At 44.4% G+C, this 24,463-nt stretch carries 25 protein-coding genes and 1 pseudogene; all 26 read left to right on the top strand.

Annotated elements, in window-relative coordinates; genetic code table 11:
- Positions 1-6: 6 nt before the first annotated feature.
- The 26 genes and pseudogenes from KFE98_14315 (at position 7) to KFE98_14190 (ending at position 24,460) form a co-directional block, all read left to right on the top strand.
- A complete protein-coding gene (locus tag KFE98_14315; protein ID UTW61181.1) occupies positions 7-432 on the top strand; it encodes a hypothetical protein in 426 nt (141 codons plus the stop codon).
- Positions 433-439: 7 nt separating this feature from the next.
- Positions 440-3,244 (top strand): T9SS type A sorting domain-containing protein, encoded by a 2,805-nt coding sequence (locus KFE98_14310; GenBank protein ID UTW61180.1) that lies wholly within the window; start codon positions 440-442, stop codon positions 3,242-3,244.
- Between the two features lie 21 nt (positions 3,245-3,265).
- Entirely contained in the window at positions 3,266-4,027 is a 762-nt protein-coding gene (locus tag KFE98_14305; GenBank protein ID UTW61179.1) for a YdcF family protein, read from the top strand.
- Positions 4,024-4,779 (top strand): hypothetical protein, encoded by a 756-nt coding sequence (locus KFE98_14300; GenBank protein UTW61178.1) that lies wholly within the window; start codon positions 4,024-4,026, stop codon positions 4,777-4,779. The genes KFE98_14305 and KFE98_14300 overlap by 4 nt, the downstream gene beginning before the upstream one ends.
- A 94-nt stretch (positions 4,780-4,873) precedes the next feature.
- A complete protein-coding gene (locus KFE98_14295; protein ID UTW61177.1) occupies positions 4,874-5,761 on the top strand; it encodes a MerR family transcriptional regulator in 888 nt (295 codons plus the stop codon).
- A 150-nt stretch (positions 5,762-5,911) separates the two neighbouring features.
- Positions 5,912-6,418 (top strand): RNA polymerase sigma factor, encoded by a 507-nt coding sequence (locus KFE98_14290; protein ID UTW61176.1) that lies wholly within the window; start codon positions 5,912-5,914, stop codon positions 6,416-6,418.
- Positions 6,418-7,890: a phytoene desaturase gene (gene crtI / locus KFE98_14285; protein ID UTW61175.1), complete on the top strand. Its 1,473-nt coding sequence runs from the start codon at positions 6,418-6,420 to the stop codon at positions 7,888-7,890. Before KFE98_14290 ends, crtI (KFE98_14285) begins: the two co-directional genes overlap by 1 nt.
- A 4-nt stretch (positions 7,891-7,894) precedes the next feature.
- Positions 7,895-8,737, top strand: a complete 843-nt coding sequence (locus tag KFE98_14280) for a phytoene/squalene synthase family protein (protein UTW61174.1) — start codon at positions 7,895-7,897, stop codon at positions 8,735-8,737.
- A 22-nt stretch (positions 8,738-8,759) separates the two neighbouring features.
- Positions 8,760-9,326, top strand: a complete 567-nt coding sequence (idi, locus tag KFE98_14275) for an isopentenyl-diphosphate Delta-isomerase (protein ID UTW61173.1) — start codon at positions 8,760-8,762, stop codon at positions 9,324-9,326.
- Positions 9,292-9,708 (top strand): 6-carboxytetrahydropterin synthase, encoded by a 417-nt coding sequence (locus KFE98_14270; protein ID UTW61172.1) that lies wholly within the window; start codon positions 9,292-9,294, stop codon positions 9,706-9,708. Before idi ends, KFE98_14270 begins: the two co-directional genes overlap by 35 nt.
- 72 nt (positions 9,709-9,780) lie before the next feature.
- Complete coding sequence (locus KFE98_14265; GenBank protein ID UTW61171.1) at positions 9,781-10,584, top strand: cytochrome-c peroxidase; 804 nt, start codon at positions 9,781-9,783, stop codon at positions 10,582-10,584.
- Positions 10,533-10,883 (top strand): hypothetical protein, encoded by a 351-nt coding sequence (locus tag KFE98_14260; protein ID UTW61170.1) that lies wholly within the window; start codon positions 10,533-10,535, stop codon positions 10,881-10,883. Before KFE98_14265 ends, KFE98_14260 begins: the two co-directional genes overlap by 52 nt.
- Before the next feature lie 10 nt (positions 10,884-10,893).
- Positions 10,894-11,622, top strand: a complete 729-nt coding sequence (locus tag KFE98_14255) for a hypothetical protein (protein ID UTW61169.1) — start codon at positions 10,894-10,896, stop codon at positions 11,620-11,622.
- A 61-nt stretch (positions 11,623-11,683) separates the two neighbouring features.
- Positions 11,684-12,154 (top strand): SRPBCC family protein, encoded by a 471-nt coding sequence (locus KFE98_14250; GenBank protein UTW61168.1) that lies wholly within the window; start codon positions 11,684-11,686, stop codon positions 12,152-12,154.
- A gap of 2 nt (positions 12,155-12,156) precedes the next feature.
- Entirely contained in the window at positions 12,157-13,620 is a 1,464-nt protein-coding gene (gene crtI / locus KFE98_14245) for a phytoene desaturase (GenBank protein ID UTW61167.1), read from the top strand.
- Positions 13,613-14,260, top strand: a complete 648-nt coding sequence (locus KFE98_14240) for a carotenoid biosynthesis protein (protein UTW61166.1) — start codon at positions 13,613-13,615, stop codon at positions 14,258-14,260. Before crtI (KFE98_14245) ends, KFE98_14240 begins: the two co-directional genes overlap by 8 nt.
- Complete coding sequence (locus KFE98_14235) at positions 14,236-14,706, top strand: sterol desaturase family protein (protein ID UTW61165.1); 471 nt, start codon at positions 14,236-14,238, stop codon at positions 14,704-14,706. Before KFE98_14240 ends, KFE98_14235 begins: the two co-directional genes overlap by 25 nt.
- A complete protein-coding gene (locus KFE98_14230) occupies positions 14,706-15,398 on the top strand; it encodes a lycopene cyclase domain-containing protein (GenBank protein UTW61164.1) in 693 nt (230 codons plus the stop codon). The genes KFE98_14235 and KFE98_14230 overlap by 1 nt, the downstream gene beginning before the upstream one ends.
- A gap of 211 nt (positions 15,399-15,609) precedes the next feature.
- A complete protein-coding gene (locus KFE98_14225; protein ID UTW61163.1) occupies positions 15,610-17,991 on the top strand; it encodes a heavy metal translocating P-type ATPase metal-binding domain-containing protein in 2,382 nt (793 codons plus the stop codon).
- A 195-nt stretch (positions 17,992-18,186) separates the two neighbouring features.
- Positions 18,187-18,420 carry a cbb3-type cytochrome oxidase assembly protein CcoS gene (gene ccoS / locus KFE98_14220; GenBank protein ID UTW61162.1) on the top strand — a complete coding sequence of 78 codons (234 nt, stop codon included), beginning with the start codon at positions 18,187-18,189 and terminating at the stop codon, positions 18,418-18,420.
- A 1-nt stretch (position 18,421) separates the two neighbouring features.
- Positions 18,422-20,616 (top strand): annotated as a pseudogene (gene ccoN / locus KFE98_14215) (cytochrome-c oxidase, cbb3-type subunit I).
- A gap of 12 nt (positions 20,617-20,628) precedes the next feature.
- Positions 20,629-20,796, top strand: a complete 168-nt coding sequence (locus tag KFE98_14210) for a CcoQ/FixQ family Cbb3-type cytochrome c oxidase assembly chaperone (GenBank protein UTW61161.1) — start codon at positions 20,629-20,631, stop codon at positions 20,794-20,796.
- A 57-nt stretch (positions 20,797-20,853) separates the two neighbouring features.
- The gene (locus KFE98_14205) at positions 20,854-21,909 is read left to right on the top strand and encodes a c-type cytochrome (protein UTW61160.1); all 1,056 of its coding nucleotides are present in this window, start codon (positions 20,854-20,856) and stop codon (positions 21,907-21,909) included.
- A 10-nt stretch (positions 21,910-21,919) separates the two neighbouring features.
- Positions 21,920-23,314, top strand: a complete 1,395-nt coding sequence (gene ccoG, locus KFE98_14200) for a cytochrome c oxidase accessory protein CcoG (protein UTW61159.1) — start codon at positions 21,920-21,922, stop codon at positions 23,312-23,314.
- Positions 23,311-23,751 (top strand): FixH family protein, encoded by a 441-nt coding sequence (locus tag KFE98_14195; protein ID UTW61158.1) that lies wholly within the window; start codon positions 23,311-23,313, stop codon positions 23,749-23,751. The genes ccoG and KFE98_14195 overlap by 4 nt, the downstream gene beginning before the upstream one ends.
- A gap of 1 nt (position 23,752) precedes the next feature.
- Positions 23,753-24,460 carry a sulfite exporter TauE/SafE family protein gene (locus KFE98_14190; GenBank protein ID UTW61157.1) on the top strand — a complete coding sequence of 236 codons (708 nt, stop codon included), beginning with the start codon at positions 23,753-23,755 and terminating at the stop codon, positions 24,458-24,460.
- The last annotated feature ends 3 nt before the right edge of the window (positions 24,461-24,463 follow it).

The following is a 24,463-nucleotide window of genomic DNA, read 5'->3' as shown; positions in this document are numbered from 1 at the left end:
CCATACATGAGAATACTGGGGGTCTTTTTAAGTCTAATCATCATTATTTCGTGCCAATCGTCTGAAAAAACGGGCCAAACACTCAACGCTTCACCAAATGACACCGTTATAGAGGGTGTGTTAATCAGTGAGGAAGACGAAAAAGTAACCTGGGAACATCCTTGTCAGGAGCAAAATTGCTTTGCCAAGGTTCGGGTTTCTAAAATCGTTCAGCGCGGAAACAACCTCGCCTCCGCTTTCAAGGAAGGGGATGAGATTCGCGTGTTTTTTGCTTTTGGAATGAAGGCCAGTGGTCCAGAAAATTTTAAAGAATTGAAGGATCCCCTACCCGGCCTCAGTCTGAACGACTCATTTAAGGCTACCCTTGAAATTGCCACCGCTTCATCGGAAGAGAAACGGTACACCATTTACAGGTATAAAAAATTGAATTAAGCACAGGATGAAAGGAAAATGGATTGCCCTGGCAGGGTTTATTGGATTAGGAATTGCGGCTGGAAGCTGGTGGTATGACGCTCAACCTGTACATTCAAATGTAAGCGAAGACAGTGCGCCCGATGATCGGGCTATTTGGATGAAAAAACGCCTAATGGATCCCGAAACGGGAGAAATTCCAGAGGGAATTTTTCAAAGCGAACGACTTTTTGCAAAAGCTCTACCCAAACAATATTCGGCCAGTCGCTCGGGCAACACGTTCTTGAGAAGAGGCCCCTTTAATGTGGGTGGACGAACTCGAGCTTTAGCCGTTGATGCGACTAATTCAAGCGTTTTGCTTGCTGGTGGTGTTTCAGGTGGATTGTACCGAAGCAGCGACAACGGTTTCTCCTGGACCAAAACCAATACCCAGGATCAAATGCACAATGTGACTTGCTTGACCCAGGACTTACGGAATGGCAAACAAGGAATCTGGTATTATGGTACCGGAGAAGGTATTGGTACCAGTGCCTCGGCAGGAGGTAGTGCCTACCTTTTGGGAAATGGAGTATACAAATCTACTGACGGTGGAAATTCCTGGTCCTTGTTGACCGAAACCGCTCCAAATGAACCCAGAACTCAAACCGATTGGAGTACTATCTGGGAACTGGCAACAGACCCATCCAATACAACAGAAGATGAAGTTTATGCTGCCGTAAATGGCGCCATTATGCGAAGTGTTGATGGAGGAGCTACCTGGACCCGTGTATTAGGGGGCGGCGGATTTGGCTCACGCTATGCTCAGGTAAAAGTGACTTCCTCAGGAGTGGTATATGCGGCTATTGGAAATGCCAACGGTGCCACAGCCCCTGGAATCTATCGATCTGCAGATGGAATCAATTATACCAAAATTCAAGGAGCTTCCGTTCCAACAAACTTTCAACGCATCGTTTTCGACTTTTCCTCTTCTAACGAAGACATGGTTTATTTCTTAATGCGTACCCCTGGAGTAGGTTCTCCAGCAGAACCAGGAAGCACCGGCAATGAGTTTTCAAGCTTATTCAAATACACGTATCTCAGTGGTGATGGAAGCGGCAGCGGTGGTAAATGGGAAAATCGCAGTGCGAGCATTCCATCCAATAACAACCTTTACAAAACCTTCGACACACAGGGTAACTACAACATGATGGTTAAGGTTCACCCTTCTAACCCGAATGTAGTTTTCATCGGTAGTACAAACCTTTTCCGCTCAGGCAATGGATTTGCGTCTACCTCGGCCACCACCCAGATTGGTGGTTACAATCCTGACTTCTTTACCAATCCGGATGAGTACCGCTATCCAGAACATCACCCGGATCAACACAATTTGGTTTTCCCAAGTACGAATACTGAAGAAGTATATTCCGCTAATGACGGTGGGGTGATGTACACCTCCAATAGTGCTGCCAGCAAAGTGGTTTGGGAATCGAGAAACTTTGGTTTTTACACCACGCAGTTCTACACCATTGCCGTGGATCACCAAGGCGTGAACGAAGTGTTGGTTGGCGGATTGCAAGACAACGGTACCCAATTCGGTTATTCGAATGACTTGCGCACCAACTGGACAGATCCCTTAAAAAGTGATGGTTCCTACTGTGCAGTTTCTCCCGGAGTGGGCGTAAAAGGTGCCGGTATCTACTATTTCTCTTCTCAATATGGAAGAACTTTTAAAGTGACCATGGGCAACAATGGAGTGAGAAACAGCTACCAGCAGTTTAACTACCCTGGAGACGAGTCAAACTACTCCTTTGTAAACGTATTTGAGTTGGATTACAACAATTCCAACATGATGTACATGGCCTTTTACCAAAACGGTAGCCAGATCATTAAAAAGCACGATCGCTTGAATCAAGTGCCTCAAAACAATCAGCGAAGCCCATCCACTTTCGGTTGGTCTAACATGCCTTTTACCATTAATGGAACAATCTCTCACATGGTTTCTACCCGTTACGCTCCTGACGATCGTTTGTACGTAGGGTGTGAAAATGGAAAAGTATACCGCGTTGATGGAGCCAGTGGAAATTCTCCAAGCCTGGTGGACATTTCGAGCAACTTCCCTTACCGCAAAGGAAGCTACGTGAGTCAAATTGCAGTGGATCCTACCAATGGTGACAAGTTGATTGTGGTATTCTCCAATTACAACACCTACAGTGTGTACTACTCCATCGATGCCGGTGCAAGCTGGATGGGGATTGCCGGTAACCTGGAAGAGGAATTGCCCGATGGATTACCTGATTTGGCCTTGGGTCAAGGAAAAGGTCCTTCTGTTCGTTCCGCGGCTATTGCCTACACCAATGATGGTCCTATGTATTTTGTAGGAACCAGTACAGGTTTATATGCCACCAACTTGTTGGATAGTCATCGTACCGTATGGGTGGAACAAGCTCACGACTTGATTGGTAATGTAATCGTAGAGCAAATGGACATTCGCGATGGAGACAACTACCTCGGTATTGCTACTCACGGAGCTGGAGCCTTCTGTGCTTACATTGAAACGACTGATTTAATATCAGGAACCGAAGCTCTTGAGCGTCATGAAACCGAAGTGAAGCTATTTCCTAACCCAGCTCAAAATACAACCACACTTCAGTGGGAAGCTGTTGAAGGAGAAAACTACACGGTAGAATTGTACGATCAAAGTGGCAAGCACGTTCGCCGCTTGTTTGAAGGGCAAACTTTCAGCGCTCAGGGCGAATTGACGATCGACGTATCTCAATTGGAAAAAGGGTTATACTATTGTACCCTTAACGGCAAGGAAATGGACCGGGCTATTAAGCTGGTAGTCACTCACTAAGCCGCTGTAGATTAGGAGACCATGTTTCACGCCATATCGAAGATTCTGCATTTTATGTCCATGCCGATTACATGGATCTTCATTTGCATGCTTCTTAGCCTTTTTCTAAAGGGTCCTAAACGAAAAAAGCGGTGGTTTCTACTGTCTGTATTCCTGTTCTATTTCTTTTCCAACGGGTTTATTCAGGATGAAGTTAACCGTTTGTGGGAACCCCCAATGTCTTCCGTTGATCTGGAGAAAAAATACGATGTAGCCATTGTTTTAGGCGGGTATTCCATAGATGCCCCGGGGTCTGGTCAAATCAATCTGATGGAAAGCGGAGACCGATTGATGATGGGACTACACCTCTATCACCAAAAAAAGGTCAAGAAGATTTTGCTCTGCGGAGGACGTGGAAGCTTAACTGAAGATACACGCCCTGAGGGGATGTACGTGGATGATTTTATCCGCGATGTGGAAATCCCTTCCCGTGATCTATGGCTCGAAGGACGGTCAAAAAATACCCATCAAAATGCAGTAGAAGCCAAGAAGGTATTGGATAGCCTGGGCTTTTCCGGATCCATTCTCCTCATTACTTCCGCATCTCACATGCCCAGATCTCAGGCCTGTTTCAAGAAAGTAGGATTGGAAACCGACGCCTTTTGTGTAGATGGAATCTCTGGGGAAAGAAAGTTTCAGGTAGATCACTTATTATTGCCAAGTCCTTGGGTTCTTAAAAATTGGAACAACATCATACACGAATGGATAGGATTGTTCGTTTACCTGCTAATGGGATACATATGATTAACTCAATCAGAACCTTTATACTAGTCGCATTAGGGATATTTCTCCTGCTAGCACCAGGCACCGTTTTTGGGCAGGATAGTCCTGTGATCCAAAAAGATGGGGAGAACACACCGCCCGTTCGCACGGTTCCGCAAGAATCGGAGGAAATGATTATTACACCTCCTCCAGGCCACCCTCAGGAACAACAGGAGCAGCAGCGAAATCAGCCCCAGGAGCTGCAAAAGCCCACTCCGGGCAAAACGCAAGCCATCAAGCAGAGAAAACAAAAACAAGCCAAAAAGAAATCCACCGAAAAAGTACTCGTAGCCGAAAACAAAAAAGAGAAGCTACGCCGAGAATTCAAAAAAGGAGAAAAAATCAAATACCTCACTCCTACCGATAAGCATGTTCAAAAAGGAGTTATCGACTCCATCACGAATCAATTTATCATAGTTGACGGCCGAAAAATCAAAGTAGCCGACCTTGAATTGGTAGGCAAAAAGTTCTTCAAAACCATGGGCTGGAGAACGGTAGGCCTTGGAAAGTTTGCCATCGGAACCGGAGTAACACTTGTAGGTGTGGCTGTAGCCGTATGGAGTGGACGCCAAATTGATCTGGAAAGCTCCAAAGTAGTTTGGGGAAGCCTGGGAGTGGTAGTTGGAACCGGTGTTGGACTCGTGGGCTTGCACCTCATGGTTAAAGGTGGAAAAAGCGTTTTCCAATCCACCAAAATGAAAAAGACCAAAGGCTGGACCTTTAAGGTGAGCTAACCCCTAAACCATTTCCCCTGCCTTTTGTTGGTAAATTGAACCAAGTCTTCAGGTTGTAAACCTTTTTGTCGGGATATTTGTTTGGGGAAGTTATATGCGTAAATACGTTATAAAAGATCTTGAGAGGCTTTCTGGAATAAAGGCCCATACCATTCGTATATGGGAACAGCGATATGGATTGCTGGAACCGGAACGAACGGATACCAATATTCGCTATTACAAAGACAACGATTTGCGCAAATTGCTCAACGTGTCTCTTCTGCTCGAAAAGGGCCTAAAGATCTCCAAAATCAGTGCGATGACCGAGACCATGCTTCACACCGAAGTAAGCGGTTATCTAGCTGGATCCACCAAGGTGGCTGATGATCTGGAAACCTATCTCCGCGGATTGATAGTGGCTATGATCGAGCTGGATGAGGATCGGTTTCACCACATTTTTTCCAAATCGGTTCATGAAATTGGATTTCAACGCACCATCGTAGAATTGATCTACCCGTTTCTGGTAAAGATTGGAATCATGTGGGGCGTAGAGGAGATTAATCCAGCTCAAGAGCACTTTATCTCTTGTTTGATCCGCCAAAAGATGATCACCGCAATTGATCAGATTGACTTAAAACCTTACCGAAAATCCACCTTCATGCTTTATCTGTCGCAAGGAGAAATGCATGAAATCGGATTAATTTTGACCCATTATCTCCTCAAAGCTCATGGTTTTAAAGTCATATACTTAGGCCAGGACGTACCTTATCGCGATCTCTGCTCCATTTATGACTTAACTGCACCCAGTCACTCCATGACCATTTTTACCGTTCCGAAAAAGACGGAAGATGTACAGGATTTCATGGATAGAAATCAGGTTGATATGCCAAATACCTGTCATCTTTATGCAGGATCGATTAGCCATGACCTGACCTTTCCCAAAAATTCGGAGCCTCTTTACTCTGCTCCAGACTTCATTTCGTTTATCACCCCATTGGCTTAAAAGCCGCTTGTTTACTGGTGTTTAGCTAAAACCTCCTTGGCTAAAAGTTTATTTTGTTTAATCTTTTTAATAAATTATTAAACAAAACTTTGGCTATCTGTGTCTTTTTGATAAACTTTGTTTAGACTTTTAATTCAAACATTAAACAAAATGTCCACAGTAGAATTCAATGAAATGTTGGTTAAGTATCATAACCCACTTCAATTTTTCGCATTGAAACTTACCGCCGACGAAGAACAAGCACAAGATCTTTTGCAAGACACTATGCTTAAAGCACTCACTTACAGAGAAAAACTAATCTCTGGCACCTCCTTTAAGGGATGGTTATATACCATAATGAAGAACACCTTCATTAACAATTATCGCCGCGGGGTGAAATACAATGAAATCATGGAGAAGGTGGGAAATTCAACCTACCTAACGACAGGAACCTCCGAAATCTCCCTTTCCCCCGATCGACTCATCAACATTCGCAATATGGAAGATGCCATCGATGAGTTGTCAGAGGATTACAGCAAGCCCTTTAAAATGAAACTACAAGGTTTCAAATACAAAGAGATTGGCGATGAAATGGGAATTCCCATTGGAACGGTAAAGAGTCGAATTTTTCTGGCTCGCAAGCAATTAATGAAACGATTGGAAGAATTCAGTAACTAATGTCTACCGTAACCATCATAGGATCAGGGTTTAGTAGCCTGGCAGCCGCATCGGTACTTGCCCAAAAGGGACACCGTGTGAAGGTGTTGGAAAAGAATGCGACACCTGGAGGACGGGCACGCCAATTTCAAGAAGCCGGGTTCACCTTCGATATGGGACCAAGCTGGTACTGGATGCCTGACGTGATGGAGCGCTTTTTCGAGCGATTCGACCAACACACTTCCAACTATTTTGATCTCAAACGCCTGGATCCTTCCTACCGCATCTTTTTTGAAGATGGTGATCGCGTGGATGTTCCCGCCGGTGAAGCTGAATTGTACGAGCTATTTGAATCCATGGAAGAAGGGAGCGGTAAAAAACTCAAACGCTTCTTAGAACAGGCCGCCATAAAGTATCAGGTAGGCGTAAATCATTTGGTTTATCAGCCTGCACTGTCTCCTTTGGAATTTGTGAATAAGCAGGTGCTGTCCGGTATGATTCACATGGATTTGTTCCAATCGGTGGGGTCCAGTATCCGAAAACAATTCAAGAATGATAAGCTCATAAAACTGCTTGAATTTCCATCCTTGTTTTTAGGAGCAACTCCTGGAAACACACCAGCTCTATACAGTTTAATGAATTATGCCGACCTCAAATTGGGCACCTGGTACCCCATGGGTGGCATGTATCGCTTAGTGGATGCTATGTACCAACTGGCTTTAGAACAAGGAGTAGAATTTCACTTCAACACACCGGTTACCGAAATTTCAGTCCATCGAAATCGGGCTACCGGGCTACAATCGGGCGAACAGTTTTTTCCTGGAGATCAAATAATTGCGGGTGCTGATTATGAATTTGTGGAAAACCAATTACTAAGTCCGGATTTACGGTCCTATTCAAATCCCTACTGGAAGAAAAGAACCATGGCTCCATCGGCCTTGATCTTCTACCTGGGAGTAAAAGGATCCATCTCCAACCTCAAGCACCACAACCTCTTTTTCGACCGATCATTCGACCAACATGCCGATGAAATTTATACCCACCCGAAATGGCCGGAGCAGCCCCTGTTTTATGCTTGCGTTCCCTCCAAAACGGATGATGGAATAGCTCCTTCAAATCACGAAAATGTATTCATCCTCATGCCGCTTGCACCAGGATTGAATGACCACGAGTCTATACGGGAAAAATACTTTGACCTGCTCATGACTCGTCTGGAGGGCCACACGGGTGAAAAACTAACGGATAGAATCGTGTATAAGCGATCCTACTGCATCAACGATTTCAAAAAAGATTACAACTCCTTCCGTGGCAACGCATACGGCCTGGCCAATACGCTGCGCCAAACTGCTTTTCTCAAGCCCAAACTCAAAAGTAAAAAGGTTCAAAACCTCTACTATACCGGTCAGCTTACCTCACCCGGTCCAGGCGTTCCGCCCGCCATCATATCCGGACAGGTAGCTGCTGATTTATTGTCCAAACACTCAAACCCATAATTCGATGAACAGCAAGGCATTATTTGACCAGGTTTCCCTGCAATGCAGTCGAGTGACAACGCACTCCTACTCCACTTCATTTTCATTGGGGATTCGTTTTCTGAGCAGCGACATCCGCAATTCGATTTACTCCATCTATGGCTTCGTTCGATTTGCCGATGAAATTGTAGATACCTTTCACAACTATCCCAAACGGGATCTGCTTATCGAATTCAAACGTGATACTCACAAGGCCATTGATGATGGGATTAGCCTAAACCCCATTCTGAATAGTTTTCAGCACACCGTCAATGAATACAACATTGATCGAAAGTTGATCGATACGTTTTTGAAATCGATGGAAATGGACTTGGATGATCAAGAATACAATCAGGAGAAGTATGAAGAATACATTCTGGGGTCAGCCGAAGTGGTGGGATTAATGTGTCTTAAGGTTTTTACCCTTGGTGATGAAAGCCTGTATCGGAAGCTCACACCTTTCGCCATGAAATTGGGTTCAGCCTTTCAAAAAGTCAATTTTTTACGCGACGTTCAAGACGATTTTGAGAATTTGGGCAGAAATTATTTTCCCAATGTAGATCTTCAGATTTTGGATGATCACAGTAAAAAGATGATTGAACAAGACATCGAAGACGATTTCCAAATTGGCTTGGAGGGCATTAAGCAACTTCCCAAAAGAGCCCGACTCGGTGTATACCTGGCTTATGTCTACTACCGAGGATTGCTCCGAAAAATCAGAAGAACTCCCGGCTCTACTATTCGTCAAAAAAGAATCCGAATACCCAACACTGGAAAATTCACCCTTTTTGTTGCGTCTTACATCCGCCACAACGTAGGATTGCTCTAACAATGTATTAGCTTTGAAGCGTATGAACGATGTAGCACAAGAATTGGTCATTTTAGTAGATCCGCAGGACCGTGAACTCGGTCTGATGGAAAAAATGGTGGCCCATGAAAACGGTCTCCTCCATCGGGCATTTTCTGTTTTTCTTTTCAACACCCGGGGTGAAATGTTGATTCACAAGCGGGCTGAAGATAAGTATCATTCAGGAGGTCTTTGGACCAATGCCTGTTGTTCGCATCCACGTCCGGGGGAAACCGTAGAACAAGCTGCTCACCGTCGCCTTCAGGAGGAAATGGGCTTTGACTGTGACTTGCAAGAAGCCTTCTCCTTTACCTACAGAGCCGAGTTGGACCACGAAATGACCGAATACGAATTCGACCACGTGGTTCTTGGAACATTTGACGGGCCTGTAACGCCAAATCCTGAAGAAGTGGCGGACTATCGTTTTGTATCCTTAGATGAACTGCAGGGGCAAATAGACAAAAAACCAGAAGACTTTACCGTTTGGTTTCGAATCGCACTCCCCAAGGTTATGCAACACCTCAATGCTACCGGGAATGAAGGCAACAGTAAAACGAAAAGCGCATTTTAATGCCGCTCACCGACTCCACTATCCAGGATGGAGTGAAGAAAAAAACGAAGAAATATTTGGCTTGTGCAACAACCCCTATTTTCACGGGCACAACTATGAATTGGAGGTAGAGGTAACGGGTGAAATTGACCCAGTTACCGGTTTTGTTGTAGACCTTAAAGTCCTTTCACACCTTATTGATAATGAGGTGGTCAACCGTTTTGATCACAAAAACCTCAACCAACAATGCGAGGAGTTTGCCAACCTGAATCCTACAGCGGAAAACATCGCTGTGGTTATTTGGCAATTGCTTGATGCTAAGCTGGATAAACAGCTTGACTTGCGGGTTATTTTGTACGAAACTCCCCGAAACAGCGTTTCGTTCTCCCACCCAAGATCTTAAATAAGGGCTGGAAAAAGAGTTTTTTCTCTTTCGGATAAAAAACTAACTTTAAAGGATAAATTGCTGTCCGCCATGAAATTAACTAACACCTTCCCCACAACCACTGCTCTTATTGCCGTGGCGTTCATTACCCTATTTTCTTGTCAAAAGGAAGAAGCTACACCAACTGCAGAAGTAACAGAATCATCCGTTCCATTGGTCGAAAACACATTTCGAGTAAGCCCCGTGGAATATCTGGGACGAGTATTGTTCTACGACAAAGCCCTCTCTCGAAATGGTGCTATTTCCTGTGGATCGTGCCACTCCCAATCCTTGGCATTTTCTGACTTTCGGACGGTAAGTACTGGATTTGAACGCGTAAAAGGCGAACGTAATACACCACCTATTCAAAACCTAAGAAATAGCGAAATCCTATTTTGGGATGGTCGCAGAACAAGCCTGGAAGATTTGGCCCTCGATCCTATTTTTAATCACGTGGAGATGGGTCTCATTTCGGAAAAGGAATTAATTCAAATCATTCGAAGCAAACCGTATTATCAGGACCTGTTTCGCAGGGCCTTTGAAAGTGACTTGATTTCTTCCGAAAGAATTGCCCAAGCCATTGCGGCATTTCTAGCCCAATTAGAATCTACCGGAAGCAAGTTTGACCAAATGGGATTTATTGGATTATCACCGGATGAACAAGAGGGCATGCGTTTGTTTTTTGGAAAGTACAATTGCGGAAACTGCCACAATTTGTTTAACCCTGCTGGCTACTCCGTGGATTTCTTCCTTCCCGCCCCCTGGAAAACAATCAACCAGGACCTACTGCTACAGGACCAAATATGGCCAATATTGGACTGGCTGACCATGGAGATGCTGGACGCCAAGCCGTAACCGGACAGGAAGAAGACCGTGGTGTTTTCAAAATTCCGAACCTTCGCAATGTAATGCTTACCGCACCTTACATGCACGATGGAAGATTTCAATCCCTGGAAGAAGTATTGGACCATTATGCCCATGGCGTGAATGACAACCCCAACCTTGACCCCAGATTACGCGGACCGAATGGAGCCGTAAACCGGTTTGATATTTCTCCCTATGATCGAGATCGTTTGATCGATTTTCTGGGCACCCTAACCGATCCAGTATTTCCAACAGACCCTCGGTTTTCCGATCCTTTTGTAACACCTTAATCCCTATACCATGATTAGAAAATTAGCCCTGTGCTCACTGGCCCTATTCGGCCTGAGTATCGCCTATGCCCAAAAAGCCGAACCTAAGCCAGCTTACAACATCAATCCGGATAAACAAATCAGCCACTTCGCCAGTATTCAGGCCAATCAGCTAATTCAACAAATCTTTAGTTTCGGCCCTACCCCAGCGTTCAACAATCCCTACCTTTTGAAATACTCCGTCAGGTTCAATGGAAGCAACAATGAGTTTGGCTTAGGCTTGGGTGCCAATTTATCCACCAACAAAGGAAGCGATGGAATAGAATCGATCAACAATCGAATTGATTTGAGATTGGGCTATTGCAAAAAGTTTCAAATTGGAAAACGCTTTGAAGCCGGTGTTGGCGTTGATGCTGCTACCCAAATGCGTGCCGCAAACTCAGAACTTAACCGAACTACGATTAATCAGTTTGGAGGACAGGATTCAACCATAACCAAAACCAAAGCTTCGGTGGATGGATTTGGCGGTGGACCACAATTTAACTTTGCCTATTACATCTCCAAAAACATAAAAATTGGAACGGAAGCCACCTATTACTTCTGGTATACCGAAGAGAAAAGCTCGGTAGAAACCCAAATTTTCAGAACCGATTTTTCAGGAAGTCAATCCGAAATAAACTCGGAAAGCAACGACTCGAATTTTGGGACTAACCTCACCTTGAATTTACCGGTAGCCCTATTCCTTACCATTAGATTCTAAGCGAGATCAGATCAAAAGTTTAAATCCTTAAACCTTCCTCCGAATCAGCTGTTGTAGAAGTATGTATTTGCAGCGATTGGAGCGAGTTCAGTTTTTACCACTTTCCATTGAGGAAGCCTGGGATTTTTTTAGTTCACCCAAAAACCTCGATGTAATTACTCCGGAGGATTTATCCTTTGAGATCAAATCGGACTTGCCTGAAAAGATGTATGCCGGTATGATAATCGAATACCGGCTAAAACTCTTTGGATTTATTCCTCAAAACTGGGTGACGGAAATTACCCAAGTAGAGGAACATCGATTCTTTATTGACGAACAAAAGTTTGGTCCTTATTCTTTCTGGCACCATCAGCATTGGTTTGAATCTGTGGAAGGTGGAACTGAAATGCGAGACATTCTGCACTACCGCCTGCCCTTTGGCGTGTTAGGGAAAATGGTTCACACTCTTTTCATAAAGCAACAGGTGGAAAACATCTTTAGCCACCGCAAAAAAGTCCTTAACCAGCTCTTCCGTCAGCTGCATCCAGCTTAGGTATGAAAGCCATAATAATCGGTTCCGGAATTGCCGGATTGGCAGCTGCCATTCGACTCCGGATAAAGGGTTACCAAGTTCAGGTGTTTGAAGCTCAGAGCACCATTGGCGGTAAGGCCGGAGAGTGGCACGAACAAGGCTTTCGATTTGACTTGGGCCCCTCCCTACTCACCTTGCCCGAATTGATGGATGAAATTTTCATCCTGGCGGATCGTAATCCAGCGGATTACTTCAACTACGAGCAGCTGGACATTATATGCCGGTATTTTTGGGAAGATGGCACCCGATTCGACACACGGAGGAATGCTTCTGCCATGGCTCAAGATGCCTGGGAAAAGTTTGAGGTTCAACCTCAAATCTTGTCGAAGTATTTAAAATCTACCGCTGAAAAATACGAGCTCACCTGCTCCACCTTTCTCGAGCATTCCTTGCACAAGGTTTCTACCTGGACCCAATGGAAAGTCCTCAAAGCCTTGTTTAAACTTTCCAGACTTCACCTGATGGAATCTATGCATGAGCGCAACCTAAAGGCGCTAAAAGAACCTCACCTGGTTCAGCTGTTTGACCGATATGCCACCTACAACGGATCCTCGCCTTACCAGACTTCTGCGCTATTCAACCTTATTTCCTATCCTGAGTTGAAACAAGGCGCCTACTTTCCTAAGGAAGGCATACGCTCTATACCCGAATCGCTTCATCGGTTGTCCGTGGAGCTTGGAGTTGAATTTCATCTCAATCATTGCGTCGAAAAAATGGAGAACCAGAATGGGCAAGTTAGAGGCATACAATCCAACGGCCGATTCTATGCTGCCAATGTAGTGGTTAGCAATATGGATGTATACCCCACCTATCAAAAGTTGTTGCCCGAGATTCCCATGCCCAAGTATGTGCGACAAGGTGAACGCTCTACCTCGGCCGTCATATTCTATTGGGGAATGAACCGGACAACGCCCGAATTGGATGCCCACAATATCTTCTTTAGCGAAGATTACGTTGAGGAATTCCAGGGCTTATTCCAAACGGGAGTGCTTTCAGATGATCCAACGATCTACGTGCACGTATCCAGTAAAATCAATGCAAAGGATGCTCCTGAGGGTAAGGAAAATTGGTTTGTCATGGTGAATGCCCCTTCTCTGGAAAGGCAATCTGAGGATATTCAACTCGAATCACTCAAGGAAATAGTGGCTAAGAAACTGCACCGCATTTTGGGTTTCGATCCCAGGCCCTACATAGTTTGTGAAAAGGTGAGAGGCCCTCAGGATATTGAGAAAGAAACTTTGTCTCATCTTGGATCGTTATATGGAACAAGTTCAAATGAGTTGTTTTCCGCTTTTCATAGGCACCCCAATTTTTCGCGTCACTTGAAAGGCCTTTATTTCTGCGGAGGAAGTGTTCATCCGGGTGGTGGGGTTCCACTTTGTCTCTATTCCGCAAAAATTGCAACATCTTTGATTCCAGATGCTTGATCTAAAAAAGTACATATCCATAGGCTTTCTGAAGACCTTCATTCTTCTCTTGCTTTATGGAATTGGTTTAGGGATTAAAATTACCATGCCCGAGAAAAATTTGTGGGATCAAACCTGGATTATTTTGATCATAAGCTTCGCTCTGGTCTATCCTTTTGGAGCTTCTCTGCGATTTCATTTGACCAGCCTCCTGATTATAATTCTCGGCTTTTCCGTGGAGTGGTTAGGTGTGCACACCGGTAAAATTTTCGGATCATACGGATACGGAGAAAACCTGGGTTTCAAACTCCTTGAAGTACCTCCCATTATTGGTTTGAACTGGTGGATCGTAGTAGGTGGCGGATTGGCCATTAGCAAAATCATTTTCCCAAGATTTTCACACCCTTGGATGATAGCCCCGGTATTTCTATTATTCCTCGATTTCTTCATGGAACCCTTAGCTCCCGTTTTGGGTTTCTGGCATTGGAAAGATGGAATCATTCCGCTTCAAAATTTCATTGCCTGGGGAATTATTGGAGGCGTTTTTGCCTGGTTGCTTTATCGAAGTTCTCCGGAAGAAAACTTTCCTCGGGCGGGAACCTTATACCTTGTTCAATTGTTGTTTTTCGGAAGTTTATGTCTGATGCACCAGTGGGCCTAATTATTCTCAGTTTTATTCTGTCATTTATCGCCATGGAGGCCGTTGCCTGGTCCACCCATAAATTCATTATGCATGGTCCCTTATGGTCATGGCATCAGGATCACCATCAACCCACACCTGGATTTTGGCAACGAAACGACCGCTTCTTTCTTCTTTTTGCAATTCCCGGAGCCCTGTTAATGGTAGGTGGGTCGGTTTACCATTTTCCGATTGCCGTGTCCGCCGGTGCGGGAATAACGGCTTATGGAGTCACCTATTTTTTGCTCCACGATTTACTGATTCATCGCCGCTTGGTAATTTTTAAATCCGTTAAAAATCCCTACCTGAGAGCCATTCGAAAAGCACACCAGGTTCACCATCGCCACCGTGGTCAAAATCCAGGAGAATGCTATGGTCTCTTGGTTGTTCCCATTCGTTACTTTCGTGAAGCTTATCGCAAGGCCTAATGGAATCTTATCTCTATTTGCTCGTCAACGTGTTTACCATTGGAATGCCATTGGCCTTGAGCTTTGATAAAAAGGTACATTTTCGGCAGTACTTTCCCACCATTTTAAAAGCCCTCCTTTGGGTAGCCATTCCCTTTATCATATGGGACATCCTTTTTACCCATTACGGTATCTGGGGGTTCAATGAGCGGTATTTAATCGGCATCGGTCTGGCAGGTTTACCCCTGGAAGAGATTCTATTCTTTTTTACCGCGCCTTTTGCCTGCCTATTCATTTACGAATGTCTAAACGCCTATTTTGGCACCTCCAGAAAAAGTTTGATATACAGGGCCCTTTCTTTTGCTTGGGCTCTCCTCATATTGCCTTTAACCCTCATTCACTACGATGATGTTTATACCCTATTCGCGACGGGGTTAACCGTTTTGACCCTGGTTTGGATAGGTATTCAAAACGCCTCATGGACTGGTCAATTTTATGTATCATTCGCCGTTAGCCTTATTCCCTTTATTCTGGTGAATAGCCTGCTTACAGGTTCCTGGATCGAAGAAGAAATTGTGTGGTACAACCGCCTGGAAACTCAAGGTGCAAATTGGGGTACAATTCCCCTCGAAGATTTCTTTTATTGCTTCATTCTACTCTTTTGGAACACCTGGTTTTTCGAGCGTTTCAAACCATCTTCCCCAAAAAGCTGACATACCTCATATTCTTGTGTGACCTAGGACACACGCCATGAAAGTTTTCCGTTGTTCTTTTGTATGACAAGAAGGAAACTATGTACTGGGAACACATCATTTACTTCTTCACCGGGAACACTCTTTACGCACGTAATTCTGTAGTTTATAATCGGATACGCCCTAAAAACTACCCCGTTGATTACTTGCTGTTGGAGAAAAACAACAGACGATGAATTGTGCGCATTGCGGTGATGAATGTCCTGACAAAAGCCTTCAATTAGAAGACAAGTACTTCTGTTGTCAAGGTTGTCAAACGGTTTACCAAATTCTTCATGAGAATCAATTGGAGGATTACTACCTCATGGAGAATGCTCCTGGGCTGAAATTGAAGGGTACGGTAAATCAAGATCAATTTGCCTTTCTGGATGATCCGTCCATGGCTTCTCGCTTTATCCAATACGAAGACCATCAGGTGACCCGTGTATCCTTTATGGTACCGCAAATTCACTGTAGCTCCTGTATTTGGCTATTGGAAAATCTAAATCGATTGCAGCCAGGAATCCAGTCAGCGTCAGTAAATTTCCCAAGGCGCCGACTCGATGTCATTTTCAAAAACCAGGAAATTTCTCTTCGTCAGGTCATGGAACTTCTTGCTTCCATTGGTTATGAACCTGATTTAAGAAACAGCGGACGAACCGAAAAAGGTAAATCCGAATCACGTTCTTCTTCTGACAAAACCATTATTTACCAAATTGGTATCGCTGGCTTCTGTTTTGGTAACATCATGTTGCTGGCTTTTCCAGAATACCTGGGAATAGATACCAGTTTTGAAAGCTTCCGATCATTTTTTGGCCGCATTCAATGGGTACTATCCTTTCCCGTCCTGCTCTACTCAGGCAAGGGTTATTTGATTAGCGCCTGGAAGGGCATTCGTCAACGCTTCATCAATATGGATGTTCCCATTGCTCTGGGAATGATCACTCTGTTTCTAAGAAGCAGCTACGAAATTTTTACGGCAACAGGCAGCGGTTACTTCGACTCTCTTGCCGGGCTGGTCTTCTTTCTCCTCATCGGAAAATGGTACCAGCAAAAAACCTATCAATCCCTGTCCTTTGATAGAGACTTTAAATCCTACTTCCCCATTGCCGTGCACAAGGTTAAGGGCGAAGAACGAATTCCGACCAAGATCGAAGAGCTTAAACCTGGCGACCGGATTGAGTTGCGCAATCAGGAGCTTATTCCCGCTGACGGAGTGCTGCTTCAAGGAGAGGCTTGGATCGATTACAGCTTCGTAACCGGAGAATCCGATTTGATTGAAAAGAATGAAGGTGAATTGCTTTATGCCGGTGGTCGTCAAACCAGTGGTAAGATTCAAGTGGAACTTACCCGGGAAGTAGACAACAGCTATTTGACTCAGCTGTGGAATCAGGACGCCTTTAAAGGTCAGAGCGGAGCAAAAGACCTCAAGCAAATTTCGGATCAAGTGAGCCGCTATTTTACGGTTGTTGTATTGGGAATAACTGCGGTGACCGGTATTTATTGGTACCTGAATGATCCCAGCGTAATGTGGAATGCCATAACAGCTGTACTTATCGTAGCATGCCCTTGTGCCTTGGCTTTGTGTGTGCCCTTTACCCTCGGAAACTCCATGCGTCTCTTAGGGTCTCGTGGACTCTATTTGAAAAATGCGGCAGTCATTGAGAAAATGGCTCGCATTACCGACATCGTTTTCGATAAAACCGGAACCATTACCCTCAACAACCAAATGCAAGTCAAATACCAGGGTCAGCCACTTAATGATACCGAACAAAATGCCATTTACACCCTGGTGAGTCAATCGATTCACCCGTTGAGTACTGCCATTCACAAACACCTAAATGGTGCGCAGGAACTGGCTACGGTCAAATTTGAGGAAATCCCGGGCCGCGGAATTGATGGTCGTATTGGGACTGATCACATTCGAATGGGTTCAGCTGAATTTATTGGAGTTTCTCAACCTGAAGCAACCCTGACCTCCGAGGTTCATTTGGAGATCAATGGTGAGGTAAAAGGGTGTTTTCAGCTCAAGCAACAATACCGAAAAGGACTCAAAGATCTTTTAAGCATTTTAAAGGCCCATTTCGAGCTCTATTTACTTTCTGGCGATAAGGACCATCAAAAAGAGGAATTGAGGCAAAAATTTGGCTGGGAAGCCATGTATTTTGATCAATCACCCATGAACAAGCTGGAATTCATTCAGACTTTACAAAAAGATCAGAAAGAAGTTATGATGATTGGTGATGGACTCAACGATGCCGGAGCGCTCAAGCAAAGTGATGTTGGGGTGGCCATTTCAGACCAGGTTCATCAGTTCTCCCCGGCATGTGATGCCCTATTTGCTGCGGGTAATTTTAACCGGCTTCCAAGAATTCTGGAATTCGCTCGAAAAAACCTTGTATTGATAAAAATTGGTTTCGTCATATCCTTCTTGTATAACATCGTTGGATTGTCGTTTGCAGTAAGCGGAACCCTCTCTCCGGTGATCGCTGCCCTACTTATGCCGATTAGTTCTGTATCCATTGTGGTTTTTGCCACAATCGGAAGTAATTATTACGCCCCAAAAATCACCTAAATATTTTAAAAGCTATGAATAGAAATCGTGTCAATTCCGCAAACCCTTACACGCCAAAGGATACTGAAAAATCAGGGCTTTCGAGCCGATTTTAAAAAACTGACAAACATCAGAATTTTGTATGACTGCATACCTTTTTTAACAGTTGTTTATACTTTCTCTTTGTTGTAAATTGGGAACGCAAATAGAAGACCAATGAGTGTCATCTTTCTTTTAATTTTAGTCAGCCTCCTAGTAGCAGGCGGCTTTTTGATCGCCTTTCTTTGGGCCGTCAAAAGTGGTCAATACGAGGACGATTACAGCCCAGCTGTACGAATACTCTTTGACGATCAGCAGAACCCTTCTTCAGATAATATTTACCCTAAGAATAATCACGTAATCTCAAATGGAACCGGAGAAAAAGAGTCCGATTCCAAAACATCTCACTAATATGGAACTTCAGAAATTTTCCTACGACAACAGTATCGTCAAAAAATTCCTCGTTGCGACTGTCGTTTGGGGAGTAATCGGAATGATTGTTGGATTGCTGGCGGCCTGTCAGTTGGTTTGGCCAGATCTGAACCTCACTTCATGGCTCTCCTTCGGTCGAATCAGACCATTGCACACCAATGCCGTTATTTTCGCCTTTGTTGGTAACGGAATTTTTGCAGGGGTTTATTACTCGCTCCAGCGTTTGCTTAAAACCAGAATGTGGAGTGATGCCCTGAGTAACCTCAATTTCTGGGTTGGCAAATCATCATTTTAAGTGCCGTTCTCACCCTACCATTTGGATATACCACAGGTAAGGAATATGCGGAACTTGAATGGCCGATTGATATTGCCATCACCTTATTATGGGTAGTTTTTGGACTGAACATGTTTATGACCATTTTGGTTCGTCGGGTTCGTCACCTGTATGTAGCCATCTGGTTTTTCATCGCCACTTTCGTTACGGTAGCGGTTCTGCACATTGTGAACTCTTTTGAACTTCCCGTTTCCTTCCTAAAAAGTTACTCTTGGTACGCCGGGGTACAGGATGCCTTGGTTCAGTGGTGGTACGGACACAACGCGGTGGCCTTCTTCCTCACCACTCCTTACCTGGGATTGATGTACTACTTTATTCCTAAAGCGGCCAATCGTCCCGTATACTCTTATCGTCTATCGATTATCCACTTCTGGGCCTTGATCTTCATCTACATCTGGGCTGGACCTCACCACCTTTTGTACACCGCTCTTCCTGGATGGGCACAGAGTCTTGGTGTAGTGTTCTCTATTATGTTGATCGCTCCATCTTGGGGAGGTATGCTTAACGGACTTCTCACCCTGCGTGGTGCTTGGGACAAAGTTCGAGACAGTGCAGTATTGAAATTTATGGTGGTAGCAGTTACCGCTTACGGTATGTCCACCTTCGAAGGTCCAATGATGTCTCTTAAAAGTGTAAACGTTCTTTCTCACTTTACTGACTGGACCATCGCTCACGTACACGTAGGTGGTTTGGGCTGGAACGGAATGTTGACCTTCGGTATGCTTTACTACCTAGTACCTAAGATGTGGAAAACCAGATTGTACTCTGACGCTTTGGCAAACGCCCACTTCTGGATTGCTACTTTGGGTATTCTTCTTTACGCCGTTCCTCTTTATTGGGCTGGATTTACCCAAGGATTTATGTGGCAAGACTTTAACCCGGACGGAAGCTTGACCAACAAAGACTTCCTGGAAACTGTAACTCAGTTGCGTCCATTCTACATGATGCGTGCTGTAGGTGGTGGATTGTACATCGTAGGTGCCTTGATCATGGTTTACAACTTGATCAAAACAGCTGCCATGGGAACCTTTGTTCCAAATGAAGATGCTGAAGCTCCTGCTCTACCAAAAACAGTTACTACTCACTCTGGAGAGTACTGGCACCGTTGGATTGAAAGAAAGCCTACCCAAATGTTGATTTTGAGTTTGGTTATGATCCTTGTTGGTGGTATTGTAGAAATGGTACCTACCTTCTTGATCAGCTCTAATGTACCTACCATCGCAAGTGTAAAACCTTACACTCCGCTGGAACTTGAAGGTCGCGATATCTATATCCGTGAAGGATGTTACAACTGTCACTCTCAAATGGTACGCCCTCTACGTTTCGAAACCAAGCGTTACGGTGAATACTCTAAAGCTGGTGAATTTGTTTACGATCACCCATTCCAGTGGGGTTCTAAACGTACCGGACCAGACTTGCACCGTGAAGGGGTTGGTAACCTAAAACAAAACAAGAGTAACTCCTGGCACTATGATCACATGATTGATCCAGAGAGCGTATCTCCAGGTTCTATCATGCCAGCCTACGAGTTCTTGAAGGAAGATGATCTCGACCGTTCCATGACGGAAGACAAGATCGGAGCCATGAGAACTTTAGGAGTTCCTTACCCAGAAGGGTTTGAAGAAAAGGTTCAGGGTCACATGGATGCTCAGGCTTCCAAAATCGCTGAGGACATCGTAAAAACTAAGATGGGTGGTGATGGTACTTCTGATCAGGTTGAGAATCTGAAAAACAAAGAAATTGTTGCCTTGATCGCCTACTTACAACGCCTTGGATCTGACATTCACAATACCACGAATGATCCGTTGAACGAACAGATTTCTGAAAACAGCAATAACTAAAAAAGAACGATCATGCTAAAATTTATCAAACATCACATGACAGGAATCGAAGGGATTGAAATCTTTCCCTTGATATCGATGAGCATATTCGTTTTGTTTTTTACCGGACTTCTGGTTTGGGTGATGGTAGCGAATAAGGAAAAAATTAAAGAGATAAGCGATTATCCATTAAACGACTAATAAAGAAACAAGCAGATTATCATGGAAAAGCAATGGATATTTTGGACTCTGGTAGCAATGGCAGCCCTGCTATTGTTCCTAATTGTATTGACCGGATCAGCTATCAAAGGATTGCTACGAAGCGATGCCTTTAAGAAAAAGTTAGAACGGTCTAACCGCCAATCAAATAGTAACCTAAATGCGTTACTGCTTTTGATTGGGCTATCTCTTCCCACATTCGGATTGGCTATGTCACCAGCTGCTGAAGCAACCGCCGAAGCTACTGGTTTTGTACCAACAAATGAGATGATTCTGGCCGCCTTTATCATCAACTTGATTTTGCTCTATTTCCTCTACTATTTGAGGAATATGTTGAACTCTCTGATCAACGTAGACAAAACTGAGGAAGAATTGGCCAAAGAATCTAAGGAGGCTTCCGAGCGCTGGTCTAAAGTGCTTACCGACCGTGTTTCTATGGAAGAAGAAGGTTCTATTCTTATGGATCACGACTACGACGGTATCCAGGAGTTGGACAACAACTTGCCGCCTTGGTGGAAGTACGGATTCTATTTGTCTATCGTATTCGCAGTGATCTACCTATTCAACTATCACGTGGTAGGATGGGGTGATCTTCAACACGTAGAATACACCAAAGACAGCCTTAAAGCAGAAATTGAAAAAGCAGCCTACCTCGAATCTCAAGCAATGAGTGTAGATGAGAATACAGTTACTTACCTCAGTGATGCAGGAGCTCTGGCTAGCGGTGAAAGCCTGTTCCAGCAATATTGTAAAACCTGTCACTTAGACAAAGGACAAGGAAACATTGGTCCTAACTTGACAGATGATTACTGGATTCACGGAGGTACGATCAACGACGTTTTTGCCACTATCAAGTATGGTGCACAAAACGGTATGAAGAGTTGGCAGGATGAGCTTAACCCAATACAGATGCAACAGGTAGCATCTTACGTAATGTCTCTAGAATACGTAGCACCACCAGAAGGGAAAGATCCGCAAGGTGATTTGGTGGCTCCGGTAGAGGAAGCTCCAGCTGCCCCAGTGGACAGCACACAAGCTGAAGAAACTCCTGTAGCAGCGGCGGATAGTACCGCCACTGCTCAGGTTGAGGAATAACATCACTTTAATGGAGGAACAAAAATCCTTTAGGGATTCCATAGCAACCGTTGACGAGCAGGGTAAACGGATTTGGATATTCCCTAAAAAACCTTTCGGAAAATACTACGACAAGAGAAAACTACTCAGCTACCTGCTGCTGCTCTTGTTATTTTCCGGACCTTTTCTACGCATCGGCGGGGAACCCGTCCTGATGTTTAACGTGCTCGAAAGAAAGTTTATCATCTTCGGGCAAATCTTCTGGCCACAGGACTTACACTTGTTTGCCCTGGCCATGATCGCAATGGTCATCTTTATCGCACTATTTACTGTGGTATTTGGCCGATTGTTCTGTGGATGGATCTGTCCCCAAACCATTTTTATGGAAATGGTTTTCCGGCGGATCGAGTATTGGATTGAAGGCGACTGGAAACAGCAAAAGAAACTGAAAAAGGCGCCTTGGAATGCAGAAAAAATCCGTAAAAAGACGATTAAACACGTCATTTTCTGGACGATTTCCTTCTTGATTGCCAATACCTTTTTGGCTTACATTATTGGAAATGTAGAGCTCTTCCACATCGTTACCGACAATCCGATGGAGCATATAACGGGCTTGATCAGTATTGTCATCTTCACCACTGTATTTTACCTGGTATTCTCCAAAATGAGAGAGCAGGTTTGTACCGTAGTGTGTCCCTATGGACGTCTGCAAGGAGTGCTATTAGATAGCAAGTCCCTGGTGGTAGCCTACGACTATGCACGTGGAGAAAACCGGGCAAGATTTCGTAAAAACGAAGACCGCCAGGAATTGGGCAAAGGAGATTGCATCGATTGTAAGCAATGTGTACACGTCTGCCCTACTGGTATCGATATCCGAAATGGAACCCAGTTGGAATGTATCAACTGTACAGCCTGTATGGATGCCTGTGACCACATGATGGAAAGCGTGGGTCTCGAAAAAGGCCTTATTCGTTATGCATCTGAAGATGGAATTAAGGACAAAGCACCTTGGAAATTAACGTTAAGAATGAAGGCTTACATTGCGGTTCTATTCGCATTGTTGGGCTTACTTGGTTTCTTGATTGTAGGTCGTTCTGATTTTGAAACAACCATTTTGCGAACTCGTGGAAGTTTGTACAACAAGGTTGAAAAAGGAGTTTACAGTAACGTGTACGATGTTACCTTAGTAAACAAAACAAACGACGACATGCCCATTGAGATAAAAATTATCGATGGAATTGGAGAATTGCAACCTGTTGGTGATCCTTTATTCCTTCACGCTCAGGCGGAAGTAAAAGGGAAATTCATCATCATTGCTCGTCAGAGCGATTTTACGGGAAGCAAAACCCCAATTACACTCGGTATCTATGGCAATGGTGAATTGATCGAAGAAGTAGAAACAACATTTTTAGGACCATCACTATGAAGCTTAACTGGGGAACAGGCATTACCATTGCCATAGTAGCTTTCATGTGTTTCATTCTTTATTTGGTAATCAGCATTAGCAGTGTAAGCACTGATTTGTATGCTGAAGATTACTACCAGCAAGAGATTGAATATCAGAATCGTATCGATCAGAAAAAAAACAGTAATCCCTACCAGGATCAATGGAAGGTGAAGGCAACCGCACAGGAGGTTTCTCTTGAAATGCCTGCCGCCATTACCTCTGGGGATATACAGGGAAAAGTTCAGTTTTATCGAGCAGATGATGCCTCCATGGATCGCCTTTTTGATTTGAAATTGAACAATCAGCGTCAGACGTTTGACCGTACGGCCTTTTCCAGCGGTAGATATACCGTAAAAGTAGAATGGACTCATCAAGAGGTCCCCTACTTCTTGGAAAAGGACATTTATATACCCTGATATGATCTATCTGGGCGGAGCCATAGCAATAGGATTACTCAGCAACTTGCACTGCTTGGGGATGTGTGGTCCTATTGCCTTAGCTCTTCCATTAAACCGAAGCAACTTCTTCACCCGAACGTTGGGAGTATTGGCCTACAACAGTGGCCGGATTCTCACTTATGCAGCTCTGGGTGCTGTTTTAGGTCTGTTTGGCGAAGGCTTACATTTCTTCGGATTACAACAAACATTTTCCATCGTACTGGGCGCTCTCATCATCCTTTTTGCGCTGCTCCCGGGATTACTTCAGAAAGAACAAATCGTAGGGGGCGGAATTTATCGATGGACCCAAAACCTGAAAACCGAGTTTGGAAAGCACTTCAGGAAATCGTCCTATTCCTCCCTGTTTATGATCGGCCTGCTCAACGGTCTTTTGCCTTGTGGAATGGTTTACATTGCGCTCGCTGGTGCCTTGGCAGCCTCCAGCTGGCAGCAAGGAGCCTTGTTCATGGCCTTGTTCGGAGCTGGAACCTTACCCGTTATGTTTTCACTCCCGTTAGTGGTGTCTAAACTAACCTCTCCTCTGCGGGCTCGTATTCGTAAATTTCTTCCGATTATTGCCATCGGTATGGGGCTATTGCTAATACTGAGAGGATCTAACCTGGGAATTCCCTACCTCAGTCCAAAGAGCCAACCCAATGCGCAAACAGAAGCCCCGGAATGCCACTGATTT

The sequence above is a fragment of the bacterium SCSIO 12741 genome, assembly GCA_024398055.1.
In the GTDB taxonomy this organism is placed as follows: Bacteria; Bacteroidota; Bacteroidia; order Flavobacteriales_G; family Salibacteraceae; genus SCSIO-12741.
The sequence above is the reverse complement of the archived record's forward strand: the minus strand, read 5'-3'. Positions and strand labels throughout refer to the sequence as shown.

Excerpts from the sequence above, each read along its gene's own strand:
- KFE98_14315 (UTW61181.1), top strand. The coding sequence starts at position 7 with ATGAGAATACTGGGGGTCTTTTTAAGTCTAATCATCATTATTTCGTGC.
- KFE98_14310 (UTW61180.1), top strand. The coding sequence starts at position 440 with ATGAAAGGAAAATGGATTGCCCTGGCAGGGTTTATTGGATTAGGAATT.
- KFE98_14305 (UTW61179.1), top strand. The coding sequence starts at position 3,266 with ATGTTTCACGCCATATCGAAGATTCTGCATTTTATGTCCATGCCGATT.
- KFE98_14300 (UTW61178.1), top strand. The coding sequence starts at position 4,024 with ATGATTAACTCAATCAGAACCTTTATACTAGTCGCATTAGGGATATTT.
- KFE98_14295 (UTW61177.1), top strand. The coding sequence starts at position 4,874 with ATGCGTAAATACGTTATAAAAGATCTTGAGAGGCTTTCTGGAATAAAG.
- KFE98_14290 (UTW61176.1), top strand. The coding sequence starts at position 5,912 with ATGTCCACAGTAGAATTCAATGAAATGTTGGTTAAGTATCATAACCCA.
- crtI (UTW61175.1), top strand. The coding sequence starts at position 6,418 with ATGTCTACCGTAACCATCATAGGATCAGGGTTTAGTAGCCTGGCAGCC.
- KFE98_14280 (UTW61174.1), top strand. The coding sequence starts at position 7,895 with ATGAACAGCAAGGCATTATTTGACCAGGTTTCCCTGCAATGCAGTCGA.
- idi (UTW61173.1), top strand. The coding sequence starts at position 8,760 with ATGAACGATGTAGCACAAGAATTGGTCATTTTAGTAGATCCGCAGGAC.
- KFE98_14270 (UTW61172.1), top strand. The coding sequence starts at position 9,292 with ATGAAGGCAACAGTAAAACGAAAAGCGCATTTTAATGCCGCTCACCGA.
- KFE98_14265 (UTW61171.1), top strand. The coding sequence starts at position 9,781 with ATGAAATTAACTAACACCTTCCCCACAACCACTGCTCTTATTGCCGTG.
- KFE98_14260 (UTW61170.1), top strand. The coding sequence starts at position 10,533 with ATGGCCAATATTGGACTGGCTGACCATGGAGATGCTGGACGCCAAGCC.
- KFE98_14255 (UTW61169.1), top strand. The coding sequence starts at position 10,894 with ATGATTAGAAAATTAGCCCTGTGCTCACTGGCCCTATTCGGCCTGAGT.
- KFE98_14250 (UTW61168.1), top strand. The coding sequence starts at position 11,684 with ATGTATTTGCAGCGATTGGAGCGAGTTCAGTTTTTACCACTTTCCATT.
- crtI (UTW61167.1), top strand. The coding sequence starts at position 12,157 with ATGAAAGCCATAATAATCGGTTCCGGAATTGCCGGATTGGCAGCTGCC.
- KFE98_14240 (UTW61166.1), top strand. The coding sequence starts at position 13,613 with ATGCTTGATCTAAAAAAGTACATATCCATAGGCTTTCTGAAGACCTTC.
- KFE98_14235 (UTW61165.1), top strand. The coding sequence starts at position 14,236 with ATGTCTGATGCACCAGTGGGCCTAATTATTCTCAGTTTTATTCTGTCA.
- KFE98_14230 (UTW61164.1), top strand. The coding sequence starts at position 14,706 with ATGGAATCTTATCTCTATTTGCTCGTCAACGTGTTTACCATTGGAATG.
- KFE98_14225 (UTW61163.1), top strand. The coding sequence starts at position 15,610 with ATGAATTGTGCGCATTGCGGTGATGAATGTCCTGACAAAAGCCTTCAA.
- ccoS (UTW61162.1), top strand. The coding sequence starts at position 18,187 with ATGAGTGTCATCTTTCTTTTAATTTTAGTCAGCCTCCTAGTAGCAGGC.
- KFE98_14210 (UTW61161.1), top strand. The coding sequence starts at position 20,629 with ATGCTAAAATTTATCAAACATCACATGACAGGAATCGAAGGGATTGAA.
- KFE98_14205 (UTW61160.1), top strand. The coding sequence starts at position 20,854 with ATGGCAGCCCTGCTATTGTTCCTAATTGTATTGACCGGATCAGCTATC.
- ccoG (UTW61159.1), top strand. The coding sequence starts at position 21,920 with ATGGAGGAACAAAAATCCTTTAGGGATTCCATAGCAACCGTTGACGAG.
- KFE98_14195 (UTW61158.1), top strand. The coding sequence starts at position 23,311 with ATGAAGCTTAACTGGGGAACAGGCATTACCATTGCCATAGTAGCTTTC.
- KFE98_14190 (UTW61157.1), top strand. The coding sequence starts at position 23,753 with ATGATCTATCTGGGCGGAGCCATAGCAATAGGATTACTCAGCAACTTG.